This window comes from Mycolicibacterium boenickei, assembly GCF_010731295.1.
Lineage (GTDB): Bacteria > Actinomycetota > Actinomycetes > Mycobacteriales > Mycobacteriaceae > Mycobacterium > Mycobacterium boenickei.
In genome coordinates this window covers 4,640,014-4,665,586 of record NZ_AP022579.1, presented here as the reverse complement: position 1 = coordinate 4,665,586, position 25,573 = coordinate 4,640,014, and the positions used below count along the sequence as shown (strand labels likewise).

23 protein-coding genes are annotated in these 25,573 nt (G+C 67.1%); 12 read left to right on the top strand and 11 right to left on the bottom strand.

What is annotated here, in order from left to right:
* Positions 1–5 precede the first annotated feature (5 nt).
* The gene (locus G6N57_RS22260; RefSeq protein WP_077741730.1) at positions 6–713 is read right to left on the bottom strand and encodes a GAP family protein; all 708 of its coding nucleotides are present in this window, start codon (positions 711–713) and stop codon (positions 6–8) included.
* Positions 714–810: 97 nt separating this feature from the next.
* On the opposite strand from G6N57_RS22260, the gene G6N57_RS22255 reads away from it, so the two are divergent.
* A complete protein-coding gene (locus G6N57_RS22255; protein WP_234815722.1) occupies positions 811–2,139 on the top strand; it encodes a hypothetical protein in 1,329 nt (442 codons plus the stop codon).
* A gap of 18 nt (positions 2,140–2,157) precedes the next feature.
* Here the strand turns inward: G6N57_RS22255 and G6N57_RS22250 are convergent, their stop codons facing one another.
* From G6N57_RS22250 to G6N57_RS22240, 3 genes are all read right to left on the bottom strand, one after another.
* Positions 2,158–5,250, bottom strand: a complete 3,093-nt coding sequence (locus tag G6N57_RS22250; protein WP_234815723.1) for an MMPL/RND family transporter — start codon at positions 5,248–5,250, stop codon at positions 2,158–2,160.
* A 121-nt stretch (positions 5,251–5,371) separates the two neighbouring features.
* A complete protein-coding gene (locus tag G6N57_RS22245; protein WP_077739349.1) occupies positions 5,372–6,106 on the bottom strand; it encodes a hypothetical protein in 735 nt (244 codons plus the stop codon).
* A gap of 44 nt (positions 6,107–6,150) precedes the next feature.
* The gene (locus tag G6N57_RS22240; RefSeq protein ID WP_036446206.1) at positions 6,151–6,519 is read right to left on the bottom strand and encodes a hypothetical protein; all 369 of its coding nucleotides are present in this window, start codon (positions 6,517–6,519) and stop codon (positions 6,151–6,153) included.
* 136 nt (positions 6,520–6,655) lie between these two features.
* On the opposite strand from G6N57_RS22240, the gene G6N57_RS22235 reads away from it, so the two are divergent.
* On the top strand, positions 6,656–7,222 hold the full coding sequence (locus G6N57_RS22235) for a hypothetical protein (protein WP_077739350.1): 567 nt from the start codon (positions 6,656–6,658) through the stop codon (positions 7,220–7,222).
* Positions 7,223–7,512: 290 nt separating this feature from the next.
* Positions 7,513–10,635 carry an isoleucine--tRNA ligase gene (gene ileS / locus G6N57_RS22230; RefSeq protein ID WP_077739351.1) on the top strand — a complete coding sequence of 1,041 codons (3,123 nt, stop codon included), beginning with the start codon at positions 7,513–7,515 and terminating at the stop codon, positions 10,633–10,635.
* A gap of 10 nt (positions 10,636–10,645) precedes the next feature.
* On the opposite strand, the gene G6N57_RS22225 is transcribed toward ileS, so the two are convergent.
* Positions 10,646–10,864 (bottom strand): RNA-binding S4 domain-containing protein, encoded by a 219-nt coding sequence (locus G6N57_RS22225; protein ID WP_077739352.1) that lies wholly within the window; start codon positions 10,862–10,864, stop codon positions 10,646–10,648.
* A gap of 33 nt (positions 10,865–10,897) precedes the next feature.
* Between G6N57_RS22225 and G6N57_RS22220 the strand changes: the two genes are divergently transcribed.
* Entirely contained in the window at positions 10,898–12,280 is a 1,383-nt protein-coding gene (locus G6N57_RS22220; RefSeq protein ID WP_097926145.1) for a DNA polymerase IV, read from the top strand.
* Here G6N57_RS22220 and G6N57_RS22215 read toward each other — a convergent pair.
* Genes G6N57_RS22215 through G6N57_RS22205 form a run of 3 tightly spaced genes read right to left on the bottom strand, consistent with a single transcriptional unit; the run spans position 12,262 to position 14,208 of the window.
* Entirely contained in the window at positions 12,262–12,720 is a 459-nt protein-coding gene (locus G6N57_RS22215; protein WP_077739353.1) for a hypothetical protein, read from the bottom strand. The genes G6N57_RS22220 and G6N57_RS22215 overlap by 19 nt on opposite strands.
* A 38-nt stretch (positions 12,721–12,758) precedes the next feature.
* On the bottom strand, positions 12,759–13,226 hold the full coding sequence (locus G6N57_RS22210) for a hypothetical protein (protein WP_407665947.1): 468 nt from the start codon (positions 13,224–13,226) through the stop codon (positions 12,759–12,761).
* 22 nt (positions 13,227–13,248) lie between these two features.
* Positions 13,249–14,208 carry an asparaginase gene (locus G6N57_RS22205; RefSeq protein WP_077739355.1) on the bottom strand — a complete coding sequence of 320 codons (960 nt, stop codon included), beginning with the start codon at positions 14,206–14,208 and terminating at the stop codon, positions 13,249–13,251.
* 42 nt (positions 14,209–14,250) lie between these two features.
* On the opposite strand from G6N57_RS22205, the gene lspA reads away from it, so the two are divergent.
* The 7 genes from lspA (at position 14,251) to dnaE (ending at position 22,818) form a co-directional block, all read left to right on the top strand.
* Positions 14,251–14,994, top strand: coding sequence for a signal peptidase II (gene lspA / locus G6N57_RS22200; RefSeq protein WP_077739356.1), 744 nt, complete (start codon positions 14,251–14,253; stop codon positions 14,992–14,994).
* Positions 14,994–15,917, top strand: a complete 924-nt coding sequence (locus tag G6N57_RS22195; RefSeq protein ID WP_077739357.1) for an RluA family pseudouridine synthase — start codon at positions 14,994–14,996, stop codon at positions 15,915–15,917. The genes lspA and G6N57_RS22195 overlap by 1 nt, the downstream gene beginning before the upstream one ends.
* Before the next feature lie 8 nt (positions 15,918–15,925).
* Positions 15,926–16,867 carry an EamA family transporter RarD gene (rarD, locus tag G6N57_RS22190; RefSeq protein ID WP_097926162.1) on the top strand — a complete coding sequence of 314 codons (942 nt, stop codon included), beginning with the start codon at positions 15,926–15,928 and terminating at the stop codon, positions 16,865–16,867.
* A 30-nt stretch (positions 16,868–16,897) separates the two neighbouring features.
* The gene (locus tag G6N57_RS22185; protein ID WP_036444324.1) at positions 16,898–17,275 is read left to right on the top strand and encodes a YciI family protein; all 378 of its coding nucleotides are present in this window, start codon (positions 16,898–16,900) and stop codon (positions 17,273–17,275) included.
* 53 nt (positions 17,276–17,328) lie between these two features.
* Entirely contained in the window at positions 17,329–18,480 is a 1,152-nt protein-coding gene (locus G6N57_RS22180; protein WP_077741733.1) for an RNA polymerase sigma factor, read from the top strand.
* A 71-nt stretch (positions 18,481–18,551) separates the two neighbouring features.
* A complete protein-coding gene (locus G6N57_RS22175; protein WP_077739359.1) occupies positions 18,552–19,199 on the top strand; it encodes a TetR/AcrR family transcriptional regulator in 648 nt (215 codons plus the stop codon).
* Positions 19,200–19,269: 70 nt separating this feature from the next.
* Positions 19,270–22,818, top strand: a complete 3,549-nt coding sequence (gene dnaE, locus G6N57_RS22170) for a DNA polymerase III subunit alpha (protein ID WP_077739360.1) — start codon at positions 19,270–19,272, stop codon at positions 22,816–22,818.
* On the opposite strand, the gene G6N57_RS22165 is transcribed toward dnaE, so the two are convergent.
* Positions 22,784–23,263, bottom strand: a complete 480-nt coding sequence (locus G6N57_RS22165; protein ID WP_077739361.1) for a PPOX class F420-dependent oxidoreductase — start codon at positions 23,261–23,263, stop codon at positions 22,784–22,786. The genes dnaE and G6N57_RS22165 overlap by 35 nt on opposite strands.
* 55 nt (positions 23,264–23,318) lie before the next feature.
* On the opposite strand from G6N57_RS22165, the gene G6N57_RS22160 reads away from it, so the two are divergent.
* On the top strand, positions 23,319–23,708 hold the full coding sequence (locus G6N57_RS22160; RefSeq protein WP_077739362.1) for a MerR family transcriptional regulator: 390 nt from the start codon (positions 23,319–23,321) through the stop codon (positions 23,706–23,708).
* On the opposite strand, the gene G6N57_RS22155 is transcribed toward G6N57_RS22160, so the two are convergent.
* Both G6N57_RS22155 and G6N57_RS22150 read right to left on the bottom strand, forming a co-directional pair.
* Positions 23,687–24,592, bottom strand: coding sequence for an LLM class flavin-dependent oxidoreductase (locus G6N57_RS22155; protein ID WP_077739363.1), 906 nt, complete (start codon positions 24,590–24,592; stop codon positions 23,687–23,689). The two genes, G6N57_RS22160 and G6N57_RS22155, sit on opposite strands and share 22 nt — an antisense overlap.
* Positions 24,593–24,655: 63 nt before the next feature.
* The gene (locus tag G6N57_RS22150) at positions 24,656–25,489 is read right to left on the bottom strand and encodes a class I SAM-dependent methyltransferase (protein ID WP_077739364.1); all 834 of its coding nucleotides are present in this window, start codon (positions 25,487–25,489) and stop codon (positions 24,656–24,658) included.
* Positions 25,490–25,573 lie beyond the last annotated feature (84 nt).

Sequence of the window (25,573 nt, the reverse complement as noted above, 5' to 3'; positions counted from 1 at the left end):
ATTGTTCAAAGCCCGGCCACGCCCAGGGCGACCAATGCCGTACCGGCGACCGTCAGAATCAGGGCCACATCGCGACGCGTGCGGGTGTGGACCCACGCCCTCATCGCCTCCAGTCGTGCCCGGGTCGCGGCGGGCGCCACCAGGAAACTGGCGATGGGAATGGCCACCACGGCATTTGCCACTGCGACGAAGGTGACGAGCAAGCCGACCTGCAGCGACGGTGTGGCCCCCGACGTGGCGATCAGGACCAGAAGAGCCAGGTAGTCGATGGACGGCAGGGCGATGGTCAACCCCATCGCGCCCGAGAACCAGGGTGAACTGCCCCCTACCAGGCCCTTGACCTTCGACGTCACGAACGCGACGGTGCGAGGCTGGCCCGGTGGCGGTGCGCCGCCCGTGGGCACCGCGTCTTCGGGGCGACGGGCGAACTGGCCCAGCGACACCCTGCTCGCCAGGACCGCCGCCACCAGCACCGCGAGCACACCGAAGGCGATCTGGACCTTGGCGGTGCTGAACTGGGGAGCACCGAGCATCCCGGGCCGCACCACGAACAACACGATCAGGCCGGCGGTGATGCTCATGAGAAAGCTGCCGGACAGAAAAGCCATCAGCTGCAGCGCAGGCCTCGGCCTGCCCAGCGCGAGTGTGATCAGACCCAGCCGGATCGGCTCGAAGTTCACCGCGATGGCAAGGCCCAGCACGGTGATCCACACGAATCGGACCTTACTCGAAACACGTTCGGCGGTGGCCCGCGTCGGGACCGTCGCAGCGCCGGGTCCGCCGGGGCCGGCCACGATCTACCATGCCGACGTGGACAACACCCTCACATACATGGATCAAGGGTCATTCCTTGGACTGCGGGCGCTCGGTCGCGCGCCGATCATGCAGTTCACCTGGGTCTATCGCGACGGGGTAGACATCGCCGGGCTACGGCGATTCCACTGCAACCTCGGGTACGGACTGCTGGGCCGCCGTATCGAGCGATCGCCGTTGCCGTTCGGCAGGCATCGCTGGATTTCCTCGCGCGGGCCCGCGGATATCGCCGTCGCAGCCGCGGAGCGCCCGCGCGCCGAGATCGCCGCCTGGGCCGACGACCGCATCGTCGTTCCCATCGACCCCGAGCACGGCCCTGCCTGGCACCTGGGAGTTCTGCCACTGTCTGACGGGGGAGATGCCGTCACCCTGGTGGTGTCGCACTCGGTCGCCGACGCCTTGGGCCTGACGCTGTCGATCGGCGACGCCGCCGAGGGAATCCGGCGGGATCTCGGGTATCCGGAGCCGCGATCGGCCACGCGGAAGCAGGCACTGCTGCGGGACCTCCGGCGCGCGGCCCGGGACTTGCCCGACGTGGGGCGAGCGGTACTCGCCACCGCGCGGGTTGCCCGCGAGCAGAGCGATGATCTGGCGGCATCTGCCAAGTCGGCCACACCGACGACCCGGCCGGGTGACCTCGACCCCGTCATTCCGCCGACTGTCACGGCCTGGGTCGATCTGGAGCACTGGGACGCATGCGTAGAAAGCCTTGGCGGAACCAGTAATTCATTGTTCGCCGGATTCGCCGCCCGGCTCGGCCAACTGCTCGGCCGGGTCGATGCCGACGGGCAGGTGATGCTGTCATACCCGGTCAGCGATCGCACCGAGGGCGATACCCGGGCCAACGCGCTGAACACCGTCACCGCGGTGGTGGACCCGGCCAAGGCCGCCGTCGACCTGACAGACATCCGCGGCGAGCTCAAGCGGGTGCTGACCGAGCTGGGCACCGCACCGGACGCGAACCTGGCACCGCTGCCGCTGACGCCGTACGTGCCGAAGGCCATGGTGCGCAGGCTGGAGCGCATGGTGCTGAAGGTCGGCAGTCCAATCGGCTGTTCGAATCTCGGGGAGTTGCCCGCAGCGGTGAACCGGCCCGACGGCACCGATGCCGACTACCTGTCGTTCCGCCTGGTTGAACCCGGAATCACGCCGGGAATACTGGAAAGCCTTGGGGGACTGCTCTATTTGGCTTCGGGGCGGGCTCATGGGCGGCTGTTCCTCACCGTCACCGCGTGGACGATCGGTGGGCTCAACACACGATCGGACCTCGCCGAGGCGGTACGACATACGCTCGCTGACTTCGAACTGCCCGCCACCTTCGATTGAAGTCCGCGATGCCCGGCGTTACTCGGTGGCGGTCGCCAACTCCGGCTCGGCCTCGGTTTCGGCCTCGGCTTTCTCGACCTTCTTGGGGCGAGGTTGTTTCTCCGGTTGCCAGCGCGACGGCCACCAGTTGAACTTGCCGACCAGGACCGCGATCGCCGGCACGGTCGTGGTGCGTACCAGGAACGTGTCGAGCAGGATCCCGACTCCGATGATGAAGCCGGCCTGCACCAGGGTGCTGATGCTGGCGAACAGCATGCCGAACATGGAGGCGGTGAAGATCAGGCCCGCCGCGGTGATCACGCCTCCCGTTGCGCCGACGGTACGAATGACCGCCGTGCGCAAGCCATGTGGCGATTCTTCCCGGATCCGCGAGATCAACAGCAGGTTGTAGTCGGCACCGACGGCGACCAGGATGATGAACGTCAGTCCTGGCACGCTCCAGTGCAACTCCTGACCGAGCCCGAATTGGAACAGCAAGACACCGATGCCGAGTGCGGACAGGTAGGAGATCACCACCGAGGCGATCAGGTACAGCGGTGCCACCAGTGCGCGCAGCAGGACCACGAGGATCAGGAACACCACGGCGATCGTCACCAGGATGATGAATCGGATGTCCTCGTTGTAGTACTCACGGGTATCCCGAAGCGAAACCGAGTATCCCGTCATCGAGACCTTCGCGTCGGCCAGCGTCGTGTTCGGTTGCGCATCGCGAGCCACGTCGAGAATGGCGTTGATCTGATCCATCGCGTCGGTACTGAACGGATTGAGCTTGGTCTGGATCATGTATCGAACGGTGTGGCCGTCGGGGGAGAAGAACAGCGCGGCAGCCTTTTTGAAGTCGTCGGTGGCCAGGAACTGCGGTGGCACGTAGAACCCGGACATCGACGGCGTCTTGGCCTCGTTCTTCATCGCCAGCAGGAATGCCGACGCGTCGCCGAGGCCGCCACCCATCTTCTTGGTCTCGTTGACCAGCAGCGTCACCCCTTCGGCGACCTGCCTGCTGGCATCGGCCAGGGTGTTCGCGTGCTCCTGGAGCGTCGCCATCTGCTGCCGCATGCTCGACGGATTGTCGAGGCCGGCCGACTTCAGTGCTGTGGTGGCGGTGTCGAAGGCACCACGGAGATTGTCGGTGGTCGCACCGAGGGTCTGGTTGCCCTCGGTCGCCTTCAATTGCCTGGCCAACTGGGCGATGCCGGCCAGGGTGCCGTTGTCACCGGCGTCGACCATGCGTTGAAGCTGTCCACGGGAGTTGCGGCAGGACGCATCCGCTTCGCAGATGGGGCTGGCGTTCAACGCGGTGAGCACCGGCCGGGCTTGCTGGACGGAGTCGGCCGCGTCGTCGAGGGTGATGCCGATGGAATCGCCGAGCGACCGCATCGCGAGGACCAGCTTGGCGGCGCTGTCGAACTGGTTGAGCGCCTTGTCGCCGCCGAACTGTTTCTGCATCGAGCTCAGCGCGTCGATCAGCCCGCTGACCGTGACCGCGGCCTGTCCGAGTTGGCCCTTGACCCCGCCGAGCACATCGGCGATCTGGGTGGCGCCGTTGGCCAGCTTGTCCATGTCGCCGCCGCGCTCGACGACTACCGAGGAGGCGTCGTTGAGTTTGGAACCGACCTCGCCGGCCTGGAACGACAGCCGGGCCTGCTCCAGCGATTCTCCGGTCGGGCGGGTGATCCCGCGAACCGCCTCGATATTGGGGAGCTGACTGATCCGGTGTGCCATCTGCTCCAGGTCGGCCAGCTCCTTGGGGCCGCGCAGATCGTGCGGTGACTCGACCAGGAGGTATTGGGGCAGGCTGGAATTCACCGGAAAGTGTGCGGCGATCGCGTCGTAGCCCTGAAGGCTCTCGACCGTGCCGGGCAGCGCCTTTCGGTCGTCGTAGTTGTACTTGGCCAGGCCCGCGCAGCTGGCGAGGATCACCAGTAGCAGCAGGCTGGCGATCAGGTTGCGCCGGGGGTTGCGGACGATCCGGACACCTGAGCGGCGCCACAGGGTGTCGGTGAGACTCTTGCGCGGTGAGACCCATCCACGACGACCCGCCAGGGTCAGGATCGCAGGCAGGAACGTCATCGCGGCCAGGCAGCCGATCGCGATGGCGACCGCGAGCGCCACGCCGACCGACGAGAAGATCGTCAGCTTGGTGAAGATCATCCCGATGAAGGTGATGGCGACGGTGGCCGCCGACGCGACGATCACCGGGCCGATCGATTTCAATGCGCTCTTGACGGCGTCGTCGGAACTCTGGCCGAGCCGCAGGAAGTCGTGATACCTGCTGATCAGGAAGACGGCATAGTCGGTGCCGGTGCCCGCCAGCATCGCGGTGAGAAACACGATGGTCTGGCCTGAGATGGCCAGACCGAGACTGCCCAGCGCGGCGACCACACCTTGCGCGGTCGACAGCGACACCCCGATGGTCAGCAACGGCAGGATCATCGTGAGCGGATTGCGATAGATGATGATCAAGATCGCCAGCAGCATGCCCACGGTCGCGATCTCGATGTGCACCCGGTCCCGCTCGCCCACCTCGGCGAGGTCGGCAAGGGTGGCGGCCGGTCCCGTCACGTGTGAGGTGATGCCGGTTCCGCTGGTGCCGACGGTGTCCTTGACGATCCGGACGACGTTCGACGTCGCGGTGTAGGACTGTGGCGAGCCCAGCTCACCGGTGAGGCTGACCGGTAGCAGCCATGCCTTCCCGTCCTGACTCGTCATCACCTGGCGCAGGGGCGGGGTGGTGATGAAATCCTGCATGGTCACGACACTCTCGGTGTCGGCACGCAGCTTGTCGACGAGTTCGCGGTAGACGTTCTCGTCGGCGCCGTCGAGCGCGTTCTCGTCGCTGAGGACGACCAAAAGAATGTTGTCCGAGCCGGACTCGTGGAATGCCTGCGACATCTGTTGCGCGGCAACCGACCCAGGTGCGTCGGCAGGCAACATGGCCGGCGGGGTCTTCTGCGAGAGTTCGGTCAGGGAAGGGAACAGCGGCGGTAACGCCGCGGCGAGGACCACCCAGAACGCGATCACCAGCCAGGGCCACCGAACGACGACACCGCCCAACTTGTGGAATGTGCCGCTGTCGGAGTTGTCCGCGGTGCCGTGCAGGCGTTGCAACAACTGTGCTGCCCTACTGATCCTGCATGTCCTTACCTCGCTCCGAGCGAATCTCAGTGCGCCCAGTGTATGCGGTGACCGGGAGTGGTCGGGCGGGCTCGCTCAGCCTGTGCGTGGGCTGTGGTCAGTGCCGACTCGAGGTCAGCCAACGCGTCTTGATGCGCCAGGAATGCGCCGATGCCAGCGCGAATATCGCGCCGCAGGCGCACGCGAAAACCCACACCAGCCGGCCGTTTTCGATGGGCTGAAGGGCCGGCACCAGCGACGTGACGATCCGGGTCGCGCAAGCGAGCATTCCACTGACCGACGCGAACAGGTAGATGTTGGCGATCCGGCGGGACTGCGGGTCCTTGCGGAGCACCAGCATGGCGCGGGCTCCGTAACCCAGCAGGTAGAGCAAGGTGCCGCAGAGGAGGATCCAGTACGCGCTGAGCCAGAAGTCCGTCGGCACCTGGAAGAAGTCGGCGCGGTACACCGTGGCGCCGTTGCCCATCGAGAACGTCGCCAGCAGCACCGGGATGCAGATGGTGGCAGGGCGCTCGACGTACTGCTTGAAGGAACGCTGCATGGCGTTGTCGTCCTGAAGCCGGCCGAGGGAGTTGTAGACGATGGCCGACGCCGCCACGATGTAGGCATCGTGGCCGATGTAGTCCTCGACGTTCCATTTGCCGGTCAGCTGGTACAGGACATGCCCGATGGTCTCCGAGGCCCACGGCGACATGAGCAGCACCGCAAGGCCCTGGAGCGCGATGTTCAGGGTGGCGGCCACTTCCCACCGGCAGGACCAGGTGACCCTTCTGATCCACAGGCTCCATGCGATGCAGGCCAATGTGATGACGATGAGCGTGGCGACGGACATAGCAATTGCCTCTGGAGATGATGCGGGAACAGGCGCGCCGCTGCTTACAGCGGGGGAGCGTCGGGTCGAGGGGTCAGTTCGGACAGTTTCTTGGGCCGGTGTACGGCGTGGCGGACTCGGGTGGCGGTGTCCACGGGTGCCACCGTCACCGGCGACGACTCCATGTAGTGCCACACTTCCTGGCGACTCATCAGCCCGAACCGAATCTGCAGGTCGGGATAGCTGAGGTGGAAGCGGTCGGCTACCTGCCGGAGTTCCTCGGCGTTGGGATAGTCGGCCTCTTTCACGCGCCGGTAGTACGTGCTGCTGGAGACGCCCAGCGCGCTGTACACGGCCTTGGCGTCGACCTCGCCGTCCAGCAGATAGTCGAGCAGGGCCTTGAGCTGCCTGCCGTTTTCGTCAGTTCGCGGCATCAGAACACCATAGACCGAGAACCCGCAGTTGGTCACAACGAACCACGCCGTGCGCAGCAATGACGTAATTGACAACGATGTCAGACTTTTGGCACAGCTCTCCCATTTTTGGGAATCGCTGGCTACCGTTACAGGCATGTCTGTTTCCGTCCTGCCTGACGCATACGGCACCGGCTCGTGGATCGCCGACTATGCCACGGTCGGACCGCCCGTCGCCGCAGACATCGCCACGGTATCCAGCTCGTTCGACGACGTGTTGTCGGCCGAGCTGCACGGAGCCGCGATCGCGATGGATTGCACCGCCGAGGAGCTGCTGCTGGCTGCGCTCGGCCGAACGGTCGCCCGCACCATCGGCGAGGGCACGCTGGTGGTCGATGTCGCGAGCGGGCCCGAGCGGGCCGGTTTCCGCCGGATCGGAGTGCCCTGTCTGGCACACCGTGGCCTGTCAGGGGCAGAACTGCTCGCGGCGGCACGTCCGAGCGTCGACGGCGGTGACCATCCTTCGGCGGACGTGAGCCTGGCCTACGGTGGCGGGCCGCGGACGGGTCAATCCGTGCATCCGCTGGCGGTGCACATCAACCCTGACGCCGAGTCCACCACGAGCCTGCTGTGGCGGTTCGACAGCCGCAGGTTCGACCACTGCACGGTGGTGGAATTGGCCGAGCAGTTTCCGCTGGCACTGATCGAGGTCACTTCCGGGTAGGTGTGGTTTCCGGACGATTTGCGGGGCTCATTAGACTGGGCGCATCGGCGCTGATCCGGCCATCACCGGGGAGCCTTCGGAAGAACAGCTTCTCCGATTCGATTCACGGATTCGGCGTAGCCCAGTAGAACCGGACGGGTGGGCCCGTGATCGCCCCAAAGTTGAGCGGCGCGCTGCGGTGCAGTGCGCAAGCGGGGTGGTACCGCGGCGCTTGCACACTCGTGCGACGTCGTCCCCGTGCCATGAGTGTGTCGAGCTACCGAGCTCGACAACGGCACAGGAGACGAGACGTGAGCGCCTACCCCAAGCCGGCTGCACCCAACTTCCCGGAGCGGGAACTTGAGGTGCTCGACTACTGGGCTGCCGACGACACCTTCCGGGCCAGCATCGCCCGCCGCGAGGATGCCGAGGAGTACGTCTTCTACGACGGGCCGCCGTTCGCCAACGGACTGCCGCACTACGGCCACCTGCTCACCGGCTATGTCAAGGACATCGTGCCGCGCTACCGCACCATGCGGGGCTACAAAGTCGAGCGCCGGTTCGGCTGGGACACCCACGGCCTGCCTGCCGAGCTCGAGGTGCAGCGTCAGCTCGGCATCGCCGACAAAGCCCAGATCGAAGAGATGGGCATCGAGAAGTTCAACGAGGCCTGCCGTGCCTCGGTGCTGAAGTACACCGACGAATGGCGCGCCTACGTCACCCGGCAGGCCCGTTGGGTGGACTTCGACAACGACTACAAGACCCTGGACCCGACCTTCATGGAGTCGGTGATCTGGGCCTTCAAACAGCTGTGGGACAAGGGCCTGGCCTACGAGGGCAACCGCGTGCTGCCGTACTGCTGGAACGACGAGACCCCGCTGTCCAACCACGAGCTGCGGATGGACGACGACGTCTATCAGAGCCGCCAGGATCCGGCGGTGACGGTCGGTTTCACCGTGACCGACGGCCCGCTCAAGGGTGCGCACCTGTTGATCTGGACGACGACGCCGTGGACGCTGCCGTCCAACCAGGCCGTCGCGGTCAATCCCGACATCGACTACGTGCTGGTGCAGGGTTCCGATGGGCGCCGCTACGTCTTGGCCCAGGCGCGGCTCGCCGCCTACGCGCGGGAACTCGGCGAGGAGCCCGAAGTCCTCGGCAGCTACAGCGGGCGGGATCTGCTCGGGACGCACTACCTGCCGCCGTTCCCGTACTTCATGGATGCGCCCAACTCGTTCCAGGTGCTGGCCGCCGACTTCGTCAGCACCGAGGACGGCACCGGCATCGTGCACATGGCCCCCGCCTACGGCGAGGACGACAAGGCCACCGCCGATACCGCCGACATCGTCGCGGTCACCCCGGTGGACTCGAAGGGCCGATTCGACGCGTCGGTGCCCGACTATGCGGGCCAGCACGTCTTCGAGGCCAACGCGCAGATCATCCGCGATCTCAAGAACGGCGACGGGCCCGCGGCGGCCAACGGCGCGGTGCTGTTGCGCCACGAGACCTACGAGCACTCCTACCCGCACTGCTGGCGGTGCCGTAACCCGTTGATCTACCGCGCGGTGTCGTCGTGGTTCATCAAGGTCACCGACTTCCGGGACCGCATGGTCGAGCTCAATCAGCAGATCACCTGGTATCCCGAGCATGTCAAGGACGGACAGTTCGGCAAATGGCTGTCCAATGCGCGCGACTGGTCGGTTTCGCGAAACCGCTACTGGGGCAGTCCGATTCCGGTCTGGAAGTCCGATGATCCGACGTACCCGCGGATCGACGTGTACGGCAGCCTCGACGAGCTCGAGCGCGATTTCGGGGTGCGGCCGACGGATCTGCACCGGCCGTTCATCGATGAGCTGACGCGGCCCAACCCGGATGACCCGACCGGCAAGTCCACCATGCGGCGCATCGAGGACGTGTTCGACGTCTGGTTCGACTCGGGCTCGATGCCGTACGCGCAGGTGCACTATCCGTTCGAGAACCAGGAGTGGTTCGACGGGACCAACGGTGAGGACGCCCATTTCCCCGGCGACTTCATCGTCGAGTACATCGGCCAGACCCGCGGCTGGTTCTACACCATGCACGTGCTGGCCACCGCGTTGTTCGACAAGCCGGCCTTCAAAACCTGTGTGGCGCACGGGATCGTCCTGGGCAACGACGGCCAGAAGATGAGCAAGTCGCTACGCAACTACCCCGATGTCAGCGAGGTGTTCGACCGCGACGGATCCGACGCCATGCGCTGGTTCCTGATGGCTTCGCCGATCCTGCGCGGCGGCAACCTGATCGTCACCGAGCAGGGCATCCGCGAAGGCGTGCGTCAGGTGCTGCTGCCGTTGTGGAACGCCTACAGCTTCCTGGCGCTGTACGCGCCGAAGAAGGGCACCTGGCGGACAGACTCTGCCAACGTGCTCGACCGCTACATCCTGGCCAAGTTGGCCCAGCTGCGTGACGATCTCACCACCTCGTTGGACAGCTGCGACATCTCCGGGGCGTGCGACGAGCTGCGCCAGTTCACCGAGGCGTTGACGAACTGGTATGTGCGCCGGTCCCGTTCGCGCTTCTGGGAGGAGGATTCCGATGCCATCGACACCTTGCACACCGTCCTGGAGGTGACCTGCCGGCTCGCCGCGCCGCTGCTGCCGCTGGCCACCGAGGTGATCTGGCGCGGGCTGACCGGTGAGCGTTCGGTGCACCTGACCGACTGGCCGGAAGCCGATGTGCTGCCCAAGGATGCCGACCTGGTGGCCGCGATGGACCAGGTGCGCGAGGTGTGTTCGGTGGGTTCCTCGCTGCGTAAGGCCAAGAAGCTGCGGGTGCGTCTGCCGTTGTTGAAGCTGACTGTTGCGGTGGAGAACCCGACCGCCCTCGCCCCGTTCGCCGACCTGATCGCCGACGAGCTCAACGTCAAGGCCGTCGAGCTGACCGATGACATCGACGCGTACGGAAAGTTCGACCTCGCCGTCAACGCGCGCGTCGCCGGTCCCCGGATCGGCAAGGACGTGCAGGCGGCGATCAAGGCCGTCAAGGCGGGGGAGGGTGTGGTCAATCCGGACGGCACCCTGACCGCCGGGCCGGTGGTGCTGCAGCCGGAGGAATACACCTCCAAACTCGTTGCGGCCGACCCGGAGTGGACGGCAGCGCTGCCCGACGGCGCTGGGCTGGTGGTGCTCGACGGCACGGTCACCGAGGAACTCGAGGCCGAAGGCTGGGCCAAGGACCGCATCCGCGAGCTTCAGGAACTACGCAAGTCGAGCGGCCTCGAGGTGTCCGACCGCATCTCGGTACAGATGTCGGTTCCGGCCCAGTTCGCGCCGTGGGCGAGCACCCACCGGGATCTCATCGCCGGTGAGATCCTGGCCACCAGTTTCGAATTCGGTGACGTCGCCGACGGTGCTGAGATCGGGGACGGGGTGCGGGTCGCGATCGCCAAAGCGTGACCCGCCGGGTTCAGGCCTGGGTGACCCGCGCGGATCCGTCACCGAGCGTGACGGTGTCGCCCGGGCGTAGCTGGCGGCCGCGCCGGATCTCGACCCCGCCGTTGACGCTGACCAGGCCCTCGGCGATGACCGCCTTGGCGTCGGCACCACTGTCGATGAGCGATGCCAGCTTGAGGAACTGCCCAAGGCGGATCGAGTCGTCCCTGATCGGTACGTCAACCGGCTCCATGAACGTCAGGCTAGCGCCATAGCATCTGCAGGTATGAACGGCGCCGAGGTCACGGGCCCTGGCGGACGCTGGGTTCTGCACCTCGACATGGATGCGTTCTTCGCGTCCGTCGAGCAGTTGACCCGTCCCACCCTGCGCGGCAGGCCCGTGCTCGTCGGCGGTCTCGGCGGGCGCGGTGTGGTGGCCGGGGCCAGCTACGAGGCGCGCCGCTACGGCGCTCGCTCGGCGATGCCGATGCATCAGGCCCGTCGGCTCGTCGGCGCGCCCGCGGTGGTGCTGCCGCCGCGCGGCGCGGTTTACGGCGTGGCCAGCCGTCGTGCGCTGGACACCGTCCGCAGCGTGATCCCGGTACTCGAGCAGCTGTCCTTCGACGAGGCGTTCGGGGAACCGGTCGAACTCTCGGGCGCCACCGCGGCCGATGTCGAGGAGTTCTGCCAGCGGTTGCGGGCCAAGGTGCGTGAGCAGACTGGGCTGGTGGCCTCCGTGGGGGCAGGATCTGGAAAGCAGATCGCCAAGATCGCCTCAGGGCTGGCCAAACCCGACGGCATCCGGGTGGTCCGTCGCGACGAGGAGGCGCGGCTGCTCGACGGGCTGCCGGTGCGCAAGCTGTGGGGGATCGGCCCGGTGGCCGAGGAGAAGTTGCATCGGCTGGGAATCGAGACCGTGGGCGCGCTGGCCGCGCTGTCGGGTGCCGAGGCCGCCAGTGTGCTCGGCACGGCAGTGGGCGCTGCCCTTCATCGGCTGGCCCGCGGCATCGATGACCGTCCGGTCGCCGAGCGCGCCGAGGCCAAGCAGATCAGCGCGGAGTCGACCTTTCCCGAGGACCTCACCACGTTGCGTCAGCTGCAGGATGCGATCGGCCCGATCGGCGAACACGCGCACCGGCGGCTGGAGAAGGACGGCCGCGGCGCCCGCACCGTGACCGTCAAGCTGAAGAAGTCCGACATGAGCACGCTGACCCGTTCGGCCACCCTGGCCTACGCCACCACCGAGGCCGCCACGTTGATCGGCACGGCGCGCCGGCTGTTGCTCGATCCCGTCGAGATCGGGCCTATTCGCCTTGTCGGCGTGGGCTTTTCGGGATTATCCGACAGCCGGCAGGAATCGTTGTTCCCGGACCTGGAACTACCCGACGAAATCGCGGACTCCCACCACCAGGTCGCGGAGGCGGCCCAGGTCACGCAAACCGGTTGGCGCATCGGCGATGACGTGGTCCACCCCGACCATGGGCACGGCTGGGTGCAGGGCGCTGGGCACGGGGTGATGACCGTGCGCTTCGAAACCCGGGCCAGCGGGCCGGGGCCGGCGCGGACCTTCCCCGACGACACCCCGGGTTTCCGTCGGGCCGACCCGGTCGCCAGCCTGGACTGGGGCGACTACCTCAGCGGATTGGCCGACTACCAGAGCACGCCGTAGGTGGCGGTCAGGATGAAGCCGTGCTCGCCGTAGGTCTTGCAGGTCACCGTGCCCTGATAGCCGACACCGCAACTGGCACCCCAGTTCTCCAGCCGGTGGCCTTCGGGCAGCACGTCGACGTCGCGGGTGAACGATGCGGTGTCGGAGTGCCGGTAGGAGGCCGGCCCGCCGCTGTTGACGTAGATCTGGTTGCTGCCCGCCGGTGCGTCGATCGGCACGGCGTCACAACCCACCGGACCGCCGTTGGGGCCGATCCCGCAGTGCCTACCGTCCGGGGTCCGGAAGAACACGCCGTAGAAGTCGGTGGGTGAGCTGTAATGCCCCTCGGCGATCGGATAGCTGTCGATGTCGTCGGCGCCCGGCGGTGGCTCGGCCGCGGCGGTCGGGGCCGCGCCCAGCGCCAGAATGCCGAGCGCGGCGATTGCCATGGTGTGGCGCATAGGTTCCATTGAACCGGCGTCGTCAACCCCGTGGTCCGCTACCAGAGCACGCCAGACACCGCGTCGAGCGAAAAGCCATGCCGGCCCGAGGTTTTGCAGATCACCGCGCCCTGCTCGCCGATGCCGCAGCTGGCGCCCCAGTTCTCCAGGCGCTGCCCCACGGGGAGCACGTCCACATTCTCGCGGGTGAATGACGGGGTGCCGGAGTGGCGGTAGGCGGCGGGTGCGCCGCTCTCGACGAAGGTCTGATTGGTGCCCGCGGGGGCGTCGCCGGGCACCGCGTCGCAGCCGACCGGTCCGCGGTTCGGGCGGATCCCGCAGAATCGGCCGTCCGGGGTGCGGAAGAACATCCCGTAGTAATCGGTGGGAGAGCTGTACCGGCCCTCGGCGATGGGATAGCCGTCGATCTCCTCGACCCCGGGCGGCGAGGGCAGGGCCTGCGCGGCCGGAAGCGGGCTGAGCACCGACAGGCCGACGGCGGCCGCCGCCGCAATGTGGAAACGCACGTTCTCTATTAAACGCAGCGCGTCAACCCCAGGCGTCGATGACCGCTGGGACCGGCCGTCCGGCAGCCAGCGCAGCCATCAGCAGGACGCGGGCCTGCGCCGGGCGCAACGCGGGGACCACGATGGCGCCGGCATCGACCAACTGCCGGCCCGGCCCGTACTGTGCGGCGACCGGGCCGTCGGGTACCCGGCTCGACACCGCAACCGCCACGCCGTCGCGACAGTGTCGACGCACCGCGTCGATCAATGCGGCTCCCGCGTTGCCCGAGCCCATCGCCGCGAGCACGACAGCCCGGGCGCCCGCGGCGACACACGCGTCCAGGGCGGTCGCGTCCGCGCCTGGATATGCGGTGACGATGTCGACCCGCGGTGCCGTCGCAGCGGACAGCTCACCGAGGAATGTGCGCGCTTTCGTCGCCGTGATCGCACACTCGCCGCCGCGGACCGTCCCGAGTGCCGTTCCGGTGAAGGCGTTCAACTCGCGGGTATGACGCTTGCGCAGGCCCAGCGGTTGCCAGACCGTCCCGGCGAACGCCACCGCCACCCCTAGGTCCCGAGCCTGCGGGCTCGCCGCGACGGAGATCGCGTCGCGCAGGTTGGCGGGTCCGTCACTGTCTGCCGCATCCGCACTGCGCTGCGACCCGGTCAGCACCACAGGTACGGCTCCGGCGTAGGTGAGGTCCAGCCACAGTGCGGTTTCCTCCATGCTGTCGGTTCCGTGGGTGACGACGACTCCGTCGGCCCGGGCGGTCGCGGCACCGACCGCGCCGGCGATCCGGTCCCAGTCAGCGGGTGTCAGCAGTGCGCTATCGGTCGCCATCACGTCGACGATCTCCACCTGCGCCTCAACGGGGATATCGGCCGTCAACTCCGCGCCGCTGCGGGTCGGGCGCCTGATGCCCGCCTCGTCGGTGCTGGTCGAGATGGTGCCGCCGGTGGTGATGACGACGATGCGCCCGAGCGGGTTCGTGGACTCCGTCACGGTGCAGATTGTCCCGCACCGACTGTTTGGGATGATGGGAGAGTGACTGATGAAACGTCAGGCCCGGCAGAGCCGGTAACCGACGCTACCGGGGACGCGAAACCGTCCTCTACCACCGCCGCCCCGCCTCGGCGGCGGCTGCGTCTGCTGCTCACCGTTGCTGCTGTGGTGCTGTTCGTCGACGTGGTGACCAAGGTGCTGGCGGTCCGCCTGCTGACACCCGGCCAGCCTGTGTCGATCATCGGTGACACCGTCACCTGGACGTTGGTGCGCAACTCCGGCGCGGCCTTCTCGATGGCAACCGGATACACCTGGGTTCTCACGCTCATCGCGACCGGCGTGGTGATCGGAATCGTGTGGATGGGTCGCCGGCTGGTTTCTCCCTGGTGGGCGATCGGCCTTGGCATGATCCTCGGCGGTGCGACGGGAAACCTGATCGACCGCTTCTTCCGTGCGCCCGGACCGCTGCGCGGCCACGTGGTGGACTTCTTCTCGGTCGGCTGGTGGCCGGTGTTCAACGTGGCCGATCCGGCGGTGGTCGGCGGCGCCATCCTGTTGGTGGCGTTGTCGTTGTTCGGCTTCGACTTCGACACCGTCGGCCGGCGCCAGCCGGGCGACGAGACCGCGGAGGTCGGGCGTCGTCGCGTGGACGATCCCGAACCGGAGAACGTGAAGCCCGCACCGGAGAAGGACAAGGACACCGAGACCGAGGACACCGGCGAGGCCGACTCGGTGACCGAGTCCGACGAGTCGAGCACGGTCGGTCGCCAGGCCGAGACGTCATAGTGACGACCCGGTCGATGCCGGTGCCCGAGGGCCTGGCGGGAATGCGAGTCGACGCCGGTCTGGCCCGGCTGCTCGGGCTGTCGCGCACGGCCGTCGCGGCGATGGCCGAGGACGGCGGTGTCGACATCGACGGGGCCCCGGCCGCGAAGTCTGACAAACTCGTCGCCGGAGCCTGGCTGGAGGTCCGGCTGCCGGAGGCACCCGCGCCCGTCGAGAACACCCCGGTCGACATCGAGGGCATGGACATCCTCTACGCCGACGACGACATCGTGGCCGTGGACAAGCCGCCGGGCGTGGCCGCCCACGCGACGGTCGGTTGGCATGGACCGACGGTGTTGGGGGGCCTGGCCGCTGCCGGTTTCCGCATCAGCACCTCCGGTATCCACGAGCGCCAGGGCATCGTGCACCGCCTCGATGTGGGGACCTCCGGCGTCATGGTGGTCGCGCTGTCCGAGCGCGCCTACACGGTTCTCAAGCGGGCGTTCAAGCAGCGCACGGTGGACAAGCGTTACCACGCGCTGGTGCAGGGCCACCCGGATCCGTCGAGCGGGACCATCGACGCGCCGATCGGGCGGCACCGCGGACACGACTGGAAGTTCGCGGTGGTCGAGGGCGGACGGCACAGCATCACCCACTACGACACCGTTGAGGCGTTCCAGGCCGCGAGCCTGCTCGACATCGAGCTGGAGACCGGCCGCACGCATCAGATCCGCGTGCACTTCGCCGCGCTGCACCACCCGTGTTGCGGCGACATGACGTACGGCGCTGATCCCACGTTGGCGAAAAAGCTTGGGCTGGAACGGCAGTGGCTGCACGCGCGGTCCCTGGCCTTCGCTCATCCGGCCGACGGCCGGCGCGTGGAGATCACCAGCCCGTACCCGGCTGACCTGCAGGCCGCCCTCGACGTCCTGCGCCGCCACTAGCGGTGGGTGTGCAGGCACCTCCGTCGCGGGCCGGTGCGGCCCGGACCGGCGCGCTGTACGGCGCGGGCGCCTACATCTGGTGGGGTCTGTGCCCGGGCTTCTTCCTGCTGCTACTGCCGGCGGGGGCGCCGGAGGTGCTGGCCCACCGCATCGTGTGGAGCGCGCTGTTCCTGCTGCTGGTGCTGGCGGTGGCCCGCCGTCTCGGTGATCTGCGTCGTCTGTCGCTGCGGACCTGGCTGCAACTGCTCGCGGCCTCGGCACTGATCTCCGTCAACTGGGGTACCTACATCTACGCCGTCACGACCGGACACGTCGTTGATGCGGCGCTCGGATATTTCATCAACCCTTTGGTGAGCGTGCTGCTGGGTGTGTTGGTGTTCCGTGAGCGGATCAACCGATGGCAGGCCGTCGCGTTGGTGCTGGCGGTCATCGCGGTAGCCATCCTGACCGCCGAAGTGGGTGCACCGCCCTACATCGCGGTCGTCCTGGCACTGTCCTTCGGGGTGTACGGCCTGGTCAAGAAGGTGGTGCAGGCCGATCCGCGGGTCAGCGTGGCCGTGGAAACGTTGGTAGCGCTTCCTCTCGCCGGTGGTTACGTGATCGCTCTGGAGGTGTTGGGCCGGGGGAACTTCCTCAACCATGGCCCGTGGCATGCGGTGCTGTTGCTGCTTGCGGGGCCGGTCACCGCCGTGCCGTTGCTGCTGTTCGCCGCGGCCGCACAGCGGTTGCCGATGGTGACGCTGGGACTGCTCTTCTATCTCAACCCGGGCCTGCAGATGGCCTGGGGGGTGTTCATCGGCCACGAACCGATGCCGCCCGGCCGGTGGGTCGGATTCGCCCTGATCTGGGTGGCGCTGGTGATCATGACGTTCAGTGCACTGCGTAGAAAACCGGCAGATTCGATGGCCGAGATTGTCGATCAGGTGGAACCGGAATCGTCATCACGGTGACAGGCTGGAATCGAGACCCAGGAGGACACCGTGCAGTACTGCTTGCTCATGCACTACCAGGAGGGGCCGGAGGCGGGCCTGACCGAGGAGGACATGAAACCCGCCCAGGCCGCGTTCGCCCGATACGCCGATGACCTTGATGCAGCCGGCGTCCTGGTCGGCACCCAGGTGCTCCAGTCGGCGTCGGCCAGCACGACCTACACCGCCCGCACGGGCACGGCCGAGATCCAGGACGGACCTTTCGCCGATACCAGGGAACGGTTGGGCGGGGTGTTCGTGATCGACGTGCCCGACCTCGATGCGGCATTGGCCTGGGCGGCGAAATGCCCCGCCGCGGCGTGGGGTTCGATCGAGATCAGACCGGTCGCGGTGACCTACGGCCGCGGCCGGGGCTGGTACACGCCCTGAACACGCCGGCTTCCGAGCGGCTCACGCAGGTGGTCGGCCGGTCCTACGGCCGGCTGCTTGCGCTGCTGGCAGCACAGTGCCGTGACATCGCCGCGGCCGAGGACGCGTTGGCCGACGCCTTCGAACGCGCGCTACAGCGCTGGCCCGGCGACGGCATCCCGGCCAACCCGGAAGCCTGGTTGCTCACGGTTGCCCGTAATCGGCTGCGGGACATGTGGAAATCGCCGGCTCATCGCTTGACGGGGCCATGGGCCGAAGACGACGACGTCGCCGATGACGGGATCGAACCGGCGGCCATTCCCGACCGTCGGCTCGAGCTGATGCTGGTGTGCGCGCACCCGGCGATCGCTGCCGACATCCGTACCCCGTTGATGCTGCAGACGGTGCTGGGGGTGGACGCGGCAGCCATCGCCGCTGCGTTCGCCGTCGCCCCGGCGACGATGGCGCAGCGGCTGGTCCGGGCCAAGAAGCGCATCCGGGACACCGGCATCCCGTTCGCTCTGCCCGAACGCGCCGACCTTGCCGCGCGCCTGCCCGAGGTACTCGAGGCGGTCTACGGCGCATATTCGATCGACTGGTTGTCGATCCCGCAGCGGCCGGCCATCGAGTCGCTGGCGGCGGAGGCGCTCCACCTGGCAACGGTGCTCGTCGAGTTGCTGCCCGAGGAGCCCGAGGTCTTGGGGTTGGCCGCACTGATCTGCCTGTGCGAGACCCGGCGCCCGGCGCGCTTCGATCGGAACGGCAACTTCGTCGCCCTGGACGATCAGGACCGCGGCAGGTGGGATGCCGAGTTGTATGCGCGCGGGGAGCGATTGCTGGCCCGGGCCCACAGTTTCGGGCGTCCTGGACGGTTCCAGTACGAGGCGGCGATTCAATCGGCGCACTGTTCGGCCGGTGTCGACCGGGACGCCTTGCGCAAGCTGTATCGGGCGCTGATGCGGGTGGCGCCGTCGTTGGGTGCCGCGGTGGCCCTGGCGGCACTGGACGGTGAATTGGACGGCGCCGACGCGGGATTGCGTGCCCTGAACGCGATCAGGGACCGGACGGTCGAGAGTTTTCAGCCTGCCTGGGTCACGCGCGGCCATCTCCTCGCCGAGGCGGGGCGGGTCGACGAGGCCGCGGCGGCCTACCGCCGGGCCATCGATCTGACCACCGACGATGCGGTGCGGGCCTACCTGACCGACCGCGTGCTGACCCTGCGCTGATTCCGCATTGGATGCGGTATTTGCGGGGTGGCCTTTTGACGTCAATATGGCAATGCCATAGGGTTTGCTAGATGACTTCGCGTGGCAGGTCTCGGAGCGCCCGTCGAGGGCCGGGTCGCCCGGTCGGTGCCGATGCGGCGCAAACCCGTGACCGCATCATGCAGGCGGCCTACGAAATCATCAACGAGCGCGGTTACGCGGCGACCACATTCCAGGAGATCGCCAAGCGCAGCGGCCTGAGCCGCCCCACGCTGAACTATTACTTCGCCACTCGCGAGGATCTCTACGGTGCCTTGCTCCAGCAGGCGCATGAGGTGGTCACGTCCTGTATTCGCGTCGCGAAACAGCATGATGGAACGCTGGATCGGTTGCATGCGTACATCGATGCCGTGGTCGAGGTGTGGCATCGGGACGGTTCCCTGGTGGGGTTCCTGGTCAACGCCCGGCTCGAGTCGTACCGGCATCCCGATCTGCCCGCCGCCACGGTCGCGGCCACCAGGGGATTCCTCGGCGACCTGGTCGCCGAGGCGGTCGACCGGCGCGAGCTACCACCGCACACCGACCAGGTGAGCCTGGTCGAGTTGCTGTACGCGATGCTGTGGGGAATGGGCGCCTACTGCGGTTGGCAACGCCGGCCAGTTGATGTATCTGCGATTGCTAAGCAACTTCAGATCGTGATCGGCGGTGGGTTGCTGTCTGTCGCCGATCGTGATCTCTGACTCGCTTGCGCAGACACGCCTCGCGACACGCCCGGAGGGTGTCGGTGGTCGGCAATAGACTGGCCACCCTATGAGCGGTTCATCTTCGGGCTCCTTCGTCCACCTGCACAACCACACCGAGTACTCGATGCTGGACGGCGCCGCGAAGATCACCCCGATGCTGGCCGAGGCGCAGCGTCTGGGCATGCCCGCGATCGGTATGACCGACCACGGCAACATGTTCGGCGCCAGTGAGTTCTACAACTCGGCGACCAAGGCCGGGATCAAACCGATCATCGGCATCGAGGCGTACATCGCGCCGGCCTCCAGGTTCGAGACCAAGCGTGTCCAGTGGGGCGATCCGAGCCAGAAGAGCGACGATGTCTCGGGTAGCGGTGCTTACACCCACATGACGATGGTCGCGGAGAACGCGACCGGTCTTCGCAACCTGTTCAAGCTGTCCTCGCTGGCGTCCTTCGAAGGTCAGCTCGGCAAGTGGGCGCGCATGGACGCCGAGATCATCGCCGAGCACGCCGAAGGGATCATCGCGACCACGGGCTGCCCGTCCGGTGAGGTGCAGACCAGGCTGCGGCTCGGTCACCGTCAGGAGGCGCTGGAGGCGGCGGCCAAATGGCGCGAGATCTTCGGCCCCGAGAACTTCTTCCTCGAGCTGATGGACCACGGCCTCGACATCGAGCGCCGCGTCCGCGAGGGCCTGCTGGAGATCGGGCAGAAGCTCAACATCCCGCCGCTGGCCACCAACGACTGCCACTACGTCACGCGGGAGGCCTCGCAGAACCACGAGGCCCTGCTGTGCATCCAGACCGGCAAGACCCTTTCGGACCCGAACCGGTTCAAGTTCGACGGCGACGGCTACTACCTCAAGTCGGCCGACGAGATGCGCGCGCTGTGGGACTCGCAGGTGCCGGGCGCGTGCGACTCCACGGTTCTGATCGGCGAGCGGGTGCAGTCCTATGCCGACGTGTGGACACCCACCGACCGGATGCCGGTGTTCCCGGTTCCCGATGGCCACGACCAGAACTCGTGGCTCACGCATGAGGTGCAGGCCGGGCTGGAGCGCCGCTTCCGGGGCGCGCCCGTGCCCACGGAGTACACCGATCGGGCGACCTACGAGATCAAGGTCATCTGCGAGAAGGGCTTTCCGTCCTACTTCCTGATCGTGGCCGACCTGATCAACTACGCCCGCTCGGTCGGGATCCGGGTGGGCCCGGGCCGTGGATCGGCGGCCGGGTCGCTGGTGGCCTATGCGCTGGGCATCACCAACATCGACCCGATCCCGCACGGTCTGCTGTTCGAGCGCTTCCTCAACCCCGAACGCCCGTCGGCTCCCGATATCGACATCGACTTCGACGACCGCCGCCGCGGCGAGATGCTGCGGTACGCGGCGAACAAGTGGGGCAGTGACCGGGTGGCCCAGGTCATCACCTTCGGTACCATCAAAACCAAAGCGGCGCTGAAGGATTCGGCCCGCGTGCACTACGGCCAGCCGGGTTTCGCGATCGCCGACCGGATCACCAAGGCGCTGCCGCCGCCCATCATGGCCAAGGACATCCCGGTGTCGGGGATCACCGATCCCAACCACGAGCGGTACAAGGAGGCCGCCGAGGTTCGCGCCCTGATCGACACCGATCCGGACGTGCGGACCATCTTCGAGACGGCGCGTGGCCTGGAAGGCCTGGTGCGCAACGCGGGCGTGCACGCCTGCGCGGTGATCATGAGCTCCGAGCCGCTCATCGACGCGATCCCGCTCTGGAAGCGGCCGCAGGACGGCGCGGTCATCACCGGTTGGGACTATCCGTCGTGTGAGGCCATCGGCCTGCTGAAGATGGACTTCCTGGGCCTGCGAAACCTGACGATCATCGGTGACTGCCTGGAGAACATCAAGGCAAACCGGGGGATCGACCTGGATCTGGACACCTTGCCGTTCGACGATCCGGCGGCCTACGAGCTGCTCGGCCGCGGCGACACCCTTGGCGTGTTCCAGCTCGACGGCAGCGCGATGCGTGACCTGCTGCGGCGCATGCAGCCCACCGGATTCAACGACATCGTTGCGGTGCTGGCGCTGTACCGTCCCGGCCCGATGGGCATGAACGCCCACAACGACTACGCCGATCGCAAGAACGGCCGCCAGGCGATCAAGCCCATCCATCCCGAGCTAGAAGAACCGCTCAAGGACATCCTCGCCGAGACGTACGGCCTGATCGTCTACCAAGAGCAGATCATGTTCATCGCGCAGAAGGTCGCCTCCTACACCATGGGTAAGGCCGATGCGCTCCGTAAGGCCATGGGTAAGAAGAAGCTTGAGGTGCTCGAGGCCGAGTACAAGGGCTTCAAGGAAGGCATGACCGCCAACGGCTTCTCCGAGGCTGCGGTGAAAGCCTTGTGGGACACCATTCTCCCGTTCGCCGGGTACGCGTTCAACAAGTCCCATGCGGCCGGCTACGGCCTGGTGTCGTACTGGACGGCCTACCTCAAGGCGAACTATCCCGCCGAGTACATGGCCGGTCTGCTCACCTCGGTCGGTGACGACAAGGACAAGGCCGCGGTCTACCTCGCCGACTGCCGCCGGCTCGGCATCACCGTGCTGCCGCCCGACGTCAACGAGTCGGTGCAGAACTTCGCCTCTGTGGGCGACGACATCCGGTTCGGTCTCGGCGCGATCCGCAACGTGGGCGCGAATGTCGTTGCGTCGCTGATCAGTACCCGCACCGAGAAGGGCAAGTACGCCGACTTCTCCGATTACCTCAACAAGATCGACATCGCGGCCTGCAACAAGAAGGTCACCGAATCGCTGGTCAAGGCGGGCGCGTTCGATTCGCTCGGCCACCCCCGCAAGGGGCTGTTCCTGGTGCACACCGACGCCGTCGATTCGGTGCTCGGCACCAAGAAGGCCGAGGCCATGGGTCAGTTCGACCTGTTCGGCGGTGCCGACGACGGTGGTGGCACGGATGCGGTCTTCACCATCAAGGTGCCCGAGGAGGAGTGGGAGGACAAACACAAGCTCGCCCTCGAACGCGAGATGCTGGGCCTGTACGTGTCCGGTCATCCGCTCAACGGGGTCGCCCACCTGCTGGCCAACCAGGTCGACACGCAGATCCCGGCGATTCTCGACGGCGACGTCGCCAACGACGCGCAGGTGGTGGTCGGCGGCATCCTGGCCTCGGTCAACCGCCGCGTGAACAAGAACGGCTTGCCTTGGGCGTCAGCTCAATTGGAAGACCTCACCGGTGGCATCGAGGTGCTGTTCTTCCCGCAGACGTACTCCCTGTTCGGTCACGAGATCGCCGATGACGTGGTGGTCCTGGTCAAGGCGAAGGTGGCGGCGCGCGACGACCGGATCTCGCTGATCGCCCACGAACTGGTGGTGCCGGACTTCAGCAGCGCCCAGGCCGACCGCCCGCTGGCGGTGAGCCTGCCCACCCGCCAGTGCACGATCGACAAGGTGAGTGCGCTCAAGCAGGTGCTGGCCAATCATCCCGGCACCTCACAGGTGCATCTGAGGCTGATCAGCGGCGAGCGGATCACCACGCTGGAGCTGGATCAGTCGCTGCGGGTGACCCCCTCCTCGGCGCTGATGGGTGACCTCAAGGCGTTGCTCGGTCCTGGGTGCCTGGGGTAGCGGCCAACTCCACCCGCACGATGGCGCTGTCGGGCCATAACCCACGATCACGTGCCCGTCGCAGCTTCTCCCGCAGCGGAAGGCTGCTGTGCACATTGGTGACGCCGGGGATCTTCAGGAGCGGCACGATGTTCCACTGCCATCCGTAGCGCCGGTGCAGGGCGCGGTTGGCGGCTTGGGCATCGTCGCCTCCGAGCACGGTGGCCAGGCCGGTCAGCCAGGTGTTCCCGGTGATCCGTCCCTTGTAGTCGCAGACCACCAGTTCGACATCGGGTCGGGTGGTGAGCCTGCGGGTTTTCGGGCCGATCTTGGTGCGGAACAGCGCGCTTCGGCCGTCGAGGACGAACCAGATGGGGGTGTCGACCGCGGTGCCGTCGCGGCGGAAGCTGCGCAGCAGGGCGTAGTGGGAGCGGCCGAGGGTTTCGAGGGTGTCGGTGTGTGGCATGCAGCCAGTGAACGACTTAGAGTTGGCTCTAAGTCAAGCTCGGCGAGGAGGGCAGATGGGCGCGACGCTGACCATCGGCGATGTCACGCAGCGCAGCGGGGTCGCCCAGACCGCATTGCGCTATTACGAGCAGGTCGGGCTGTTGCCCGCGCCGCAGCGGGTCGGCGGGCAGCGCCGCTATCAGGAGTCGGTCCTGATGCGCCTGGAGGTGATCAGGTTGTGCAAGTTGGCCGGATTCTCGTTGACCGAGATCGGGCTGCTGCTGCAGGACGACACTCCCGGCCGCCCGATGGCTCGTGAGCTGGCGCAGACCAAGCTCGCCGAGATCGATGAGCAACTGGAGGCGCTGGCCCGGGCGCGGGCCATCATCGAGTGGGGGATGCGCTGCACGTGCCCGTCGATCGAGTTGTGTACCTGCGGGATTCACGGCAAACTGCCGGCCTGACGCAGTAGCGGGAGCAGTTGGTCGGCAATCATCTGCGGATGCGGGTCCAGCACGCCGATCCGCAGGACCAGGTGTCGCGCCCCGGCCTCGATGTAGCCGGTCAGCCAGTCCGCACATTCCTCTGCCGATCCACCACAGATCGCCTGAAACGAGCTCATCACATCGAGCGGTTGGCGGTAGTAGGCCCTGGTGTAGGTGTCGAGCGTGTCCTTGGCGCGGCTGCGGTCGGTATCGATGCACACCGTGGCGTACAGCGCGGGCGTGACGGTGCGGGACGTCAACTGACTGATGCGCGCCCAGGCCCGCGCGTACGCGCCGGCGTCGGGAAGGTACGGCAGCCAACCGTCGTAGCCTTCGGCCACCCGCGCGATGACCCGTTCGGAGTCTCCGCCGGCCAGCCACAGCGGTGGCCCGCCCGCCCGGGCAGGCGGGAGCCCGCTGAATGGGGTCTCGCCGGACCACCCCTGCCGCCACAGTCGAACGGCCTCGTCGAGGCGGCGGGCCCGGCCGGTGAACGGCATTGCCAGCGCCTCGAATTCGCGACGGCTTTCCGGCAGCGGAGATCCGGAGCCCAGGCCGAGGATCAGCCGGCCGCCCGAGAGTTGGTCGACCGTGGCGGCCTGTGCGGCGACCGGCAACGGTGGGCGCAGGGGACCGATCAGTGCGGCGGTACCTAGGCCCACGCGGGAGGTGCCGGCACTCACGGCGGCGAGCAATGTCAGTGGATCAACGCGGGTGCGGGCCAAAACGGAATCGCCCGTCCATACCGAGTCGAAGCCCGATTCCTCTGCGATCCGGGCGAATTCGATCAGTCCCCGTGCATCGTGACGGCCCGTCATCGCGGTTTCACGGCTCGGCAGCATGATCCCGATGGACAGCGGCATGCTTCAACGATGACGCGAGGTACCGATTCGGTCGACTACCTCACGGGTAATGGCGACGACGGGTCAGAAGCGGTACCGCAGGATGCGCGCCTTACGGGCCGTGGCCTTTGTGAGGCCGCTCGCGCGTGTGGCGATGCGCAGGAGGCCCGGGAAGCGGTCGACCTCGGGTTCACCGGTCAGGCTGGTTTCCTCGACGAGGCGCAGTCGCGGGGTCCAGGTTTCGGGATGGTGGGCGTCCTTGAAACCCGGGTAGCCCCACTGGCTTCCGACGTCCTTGAACATCTTGGCGGGGAAGAACTTCAGGGCAGCCCTACTCATCCACCCGATGCGGCCGTAGTCGTTGAAGGTGACTTCCCCGGAATCGAAGTGTTCGGTGATTTTCCGGAAGATGCCAGCGATCACCGGTTCGGTAAGGAACGCGAACAGCCCGTCCGCCACCAGGATCGTGCGTCGGTCGGAGGGAATCGGATCGGTCCAGTCCGGGTCGGCCAGCGATGCGGCAACGGTGTGCGCCTGGGGGAGAGGCGGGATGACGCGGTCGCGCAGTTCGCTGATCCCCGGTAGATCCACGCTGTACCAGTCGACCGTGGCCGGCGGCGAGATTCGATGTACGCCGCTGTCGAGGCCTCCGCCGAGATCGACCACCACCGCGTCGGGATGGGCGGCGACGAAGGTCCGGACCCGGTCGTCGAGCATCTTGGCGCGTAGCGCCGACTGGCACACCACACTGGTCTGCACCCCGAGACCGGCGAAGTCGTAATCGAGTTGTCCGACCGCCTCGTCGGCCATGGTGTCGCCGAGGATCGGACGGGCCCATCGGCTGTCGAGCGCCCTGGCGTACAGGGTCAGGAATGCGGTTTCCTCTACCGGGGTCAGACCCGTCGTCGCAATACCCACAAATCTGACGGTACACCCGCTCAGCGGCTGAACAGTTGGGCGAAAACGTTTACCGCCCTTGCGATCCCAGATGAGCACGCGGCG